The organism is Bathymodiolus azoricus thioautotrophic gill symbiont (assembly GCF_001298715.1).
In the GTDB taxonomy this organism is placed as follows: domain Bacteria; phylum Pseudomonadota; class Gammaproteobacteria; order PS1; family Pseudothioglobaceae; genus Thiodubiliella.
In genome coordinates, this window is record NZ_CDSC02000099.1 from 1 (window position 1) to 3,886 (window position 3,886).

The 3,886-nt window shown below is 38.4% G+C and carries 4 protein-coding genes; all 4 read right to left on the bottom strand.

From position 1 onward, the window contains the following. Nucleotides 1-171 precede the first annotated feature (171 nt). Entirely contained in the window at nt 172-1,863 is a 1,692-nt protein-coding gene (gene recJ, locus BAZSYMA_RS01960; protein WP_090715064.1) for a single-stranded-DNA-specific exonuclease RecJ, read from the bottom strand. After that, the gene (locus tag BAZSYMA_RS01965) at nt 1,857-2,834 is read right to left on the bottom strand and encodes an NAD(P)/FAD-dependent oxidoreductase (RefSeq protein ID WP_090715067.1); all 978 of its coding nucleotides are present in this window, start codon (nt 2,832-2,834) and stop codon (nt 1,857-1,859) included. Before BAZSYMA_RS01965 ends, recJ begins: the two co-directional genes overlap by 7 nt. Continuing rightward, nucleotides 2,831-3,292: a signal peptidase II gene (gene lspA / locus BAZSYMA_RS01970; RefSeq protein WP_090715068.1), complete on the bottom strand. Its 462-nt coding sequence runs from the start codon at nt 3,290-3,292 to the stop codon at nt 2,831-2,833. Before lspA ends, BAZSYMA_RS01965 begins: the two co-directional genes overlap by 4 nt. Further along, a partial coding sequence (locus tag BAZSYMA_RS01975) for an MFS transporter (protein ID WP_143243061.1) occupies nt 3,289-3,886 on the bottom strand: 598 nt, incomplete at its 5' end. The genes BAZSYMA_RS01975 and lspA, both read right to left, overlap by 4 nt.

The following is a 3,886-nucleotide window of genomic DNA, read 5'->3' on the forward strand; positions in this document are numbered from 1 at the left end:
TTAAGAGACCTTTGCATAAATAGGAATAATCATCAGAAGCCCACTTTTCACCCACTTGGCGATTTTTCCAGCGTCTCTTTAAAATCAGATAATTCGCTATCAAAAAACGCCTGCAACTCTTTTTACAATTCGCTATTACTGATAATATCCATACTATTTAACACTTATTTATCATTTAATTTGCTCAACCATTAATTGTAAGTTGGTTTTTCCTTGCCACTCGTTAATGGATAACTTATAAGCAATTTGTGCTGTTGTTTTATCAATGGGTGCTTGAAAAAATGCAATCCCGTCATGTACTATATTATCACCAACAAGTTTAAGGCTGCATTTAAGGTGTTTTTCACCTACAATTCTTTGAGTGACTATCTCAAAATCCCCATAAAAAATAGGTTCTTCAAATCCTTGCCCCCATGGTCCGCTATCTGCCACTAGTTGTGCATTGTCTAAAGTTATGTCAAACGCTTCTAATCGTCCATCAGTTAAGAGTTCTGCCTTAGGAAGTTCGTTATTCAAATACGCTTGAATAAAATCATTAAATACCTTTTTAAATACTGCAAAATTCTCTTTTCTAATGCTTAGCCCTGCCGCCATTGCATGACCGCCGAATTTTAAAATCAAATTAGGATTTTCTCTATCTATCAGATCTAACAAATCTTTAATATGCACATCAGGAATAGAACGAATAGAGCCTTTTATAAATTCTTCGCCTGATTGTGCAAATACTGCTACTGGACAATGATAATCTTCTTTCAATTTTCCAGCGACAATACCAACAATACCCTCGTGCCAAGAGGCATCAAATAAACTCAGTGCAAATTTATCAGTTTCAACACTCTGTGTGTCAATAATAGCTTGCGCTTGTTCTTGCATAAGTGCTTGCTGCGCTTTGCGGGCTTGGTTAAATTGCTCTAACTCTGCTGCATAACGCCGAGCATCATTTATATCATCCGTTAGCAAGCATTTAATACCACGAGAAATATCGCTCAAGCGCCCTGCTGCATTAAGCCTTGGTCCTACGGCAAAACCCAAGTCACTAGCCTGCAAGGTTTGCGCTTTTCTATTGGCGATTTCCAACAACGCCAAAATACCTAGCGAACATTGTTTGGCGCGAATACGCTTAAGCCCTTGGTCAATTAAAATTCTATTATTTTGGTCAAGTTTAACCACATCTGCCACCGTACCAAGTGCCACTAAATCTAATACTGTGCGCAAATCTGGCAATGCAATATTCTGCTTGGTAAAATAATCACGCTTATTAAGACGTGTTTTAAGTGCTGACATCAAATAAAAACACACGCCAACGCCTGCAAGATTTTTACTTAAAAAATCACAACCTTTAAGGTTAGGATTAATGATCGCATCTGCCTCAGGCAAAGTCTCACTAGGCAAATGGTGATCGGTAATAATCACATTAATGGCAGATGCTTTTGCCAATGCTACCCCTTCAAAACTTGAGATACCATTATCAACCGTAATAATTAAATCAGGTTGTTTCTCTTTAATTGCCAATTCAACAATTTCTGGACTCAAACCATAACCATGCTCAAAACGATTAGGTACTAAAAAGTCAACATATTTAGCACCCATCAATCGTAATGACTTAACTGCCACAACCGATGCGGTAGCACCATCACAATCAAAATCTCCCACGATTAAAATGCGCTTATCGCACAATAAGGCTTTTTCAAGCACATCAAGTGCAATATCCAATTGCCCAAAGTTAGGCCTTAGTAAACTATCTAAACCCAAAGATAACTGCGCTTCTGAAACGCCTCTAGCAGCATAAATATTTTTTAAGAAAGTGGGGATGTCATCTGAATAAGATACAAACAAATCTTGCTCTATTGTTCTAATCAACATATTAGGTTTTTTATTCTATTGGCACTTTCTGGTGCCATATTAAGTCCATTACGAAAATGCCCAGTGTTGATATACAGGCGCTCTAACTGAGCGTGCTTACCAACAACCACATCCGATTTACTTGCGGGTCGAAAACCCGCCCAGTGATGCTCAATCTTAGCACCTTTCAACTGCACAAGCCGCTCAGCAGCAAAGGCAAGTAACTCATCACCCACCTGCTTATCAGTGCTTCTATCAAAGCCGGCGTCTTCCATGGTAGAGCCAATCAAAAGTTGCCCATCTTTTCTAGGAATAATATAGTGACCTTGGTCAAGCACAATATGCTCTAATGCATTTACCTCAGTCTTAACGATAATCATCTGTCCTTTAATGGGAAATATTTTGCCATCATCACCTAACAAAGACGAGCTCCAAGCGCCACTACAAATAATTGTATTATCGGCATAATAATCTTTGTTTTTAGTCTTAGCACCCAGTGCAATATTATCTTTAATAATCAAATCATCAACTTTGGTGTGTTCAACAATCTCAACCCCGCGTTTAAGAATATCAGCTTTAAGTGCGTTTAATAATCTTGGATTGCGTACTTGTGCAATATTTTTAAATAAACCACCTTTGGGATGTGTGCTGGTAGTAAGCTTGTATTTGTCCATCCATGCTTGTGCTTTGAGTGTGTTGTATTCATCCATCATTAACAAACCTGATCGGATATATTCAGGGTCAATACCCGTATCCTCAAACAAAGTAGCACATAAATCACCGTACACCGCTTGAGAGGCAATGCTTAGTTCATTCACCAAATCACTATAGTGCCAAGGATAAAGCGGGCTGATAATACCACCACCTGCCCAAGAAGACTCTTTCCCGCATTCACGCTGGTCTAGCAAAGTCACACAAGCACCTGCCATTGATAGCGTTCTTGCGCTCATCATGCCAATCGCACCACCACCAATGATTAAGCAATCACTCATTTTTTCCAATCCACTATTAGCAACAATACCACACCAACAGTAATAAAAATATCGGCAAAGTTAAAAATTGGCCAATGAAAATCTTGATAATGAAAATGAATAAAATCAACCACAAAGCCATTTGTAATTCTATCAATCATGTTACCAACAGCGCCTGATAAAATCAGGGTTAGACTGATAAGCTTAAACTTTTGTTTTAAGGGTGTTTTGAATATCCAAATGGTAATAGCGATACTCGCAATAACAGAAATACTTGATAAAAAATCACGCTGCCAACCACCACCATCAGCCCAAAGACTAAATGCTGCCCCATAATTATGTGCAAAAGTTAAAGAAAAGAATGCATTAATATCAACTGAATTGCCAATACCGCCTAAAGTCTCATAAGCTAGCCATTTGCTCATTTGGTCAAGTATGACCAAAATTAACACCCATAAAAAATAAGATCTAATTTTCATAATTTACTCGGATTATATTTAATAATTACAATGATGGGAATAATACAACTTGAAATTACCACCACCCACAACAAACCACCCAATTGTGCGTAATCTTGCGCAACAGTGACAACACCATCGCTCACCACCTCACGACTAACAACAAAGATTTTGTTCAAATACTTAGTTAACAAACCACTCGCAGATAAGGCAATATTCATCAGCGATGCCATCAGTGCAAACCAAGTGCCTTTTTTGCCTTCAGGGGCATAAATTGCCACCAAAGTTAACATCAACACTTGTGCGATATAATCAAACGGCGAAGCCAATGCAGTATCTACTAATGCCACCGTTCTGGCTTCAACACCAAATAATGTGTGTACATCATAATACATTGCCACAATCGGTAGAAACAACAAAGTGCCAATAATAGTTAAAAATATCAATACTTCGCCAATATTGCGCTTAACAATAAATTTAGCACTCAGCCACATCCCTGCCAAAGCTATCGCACCACTAATTGCTGATAACTTAGCAAAAAATGATTCATCAAAACCAAGCACATCAATTTGCCACCACTGTAAAGACGCACCGACTGAGGGCATAGCACGATAA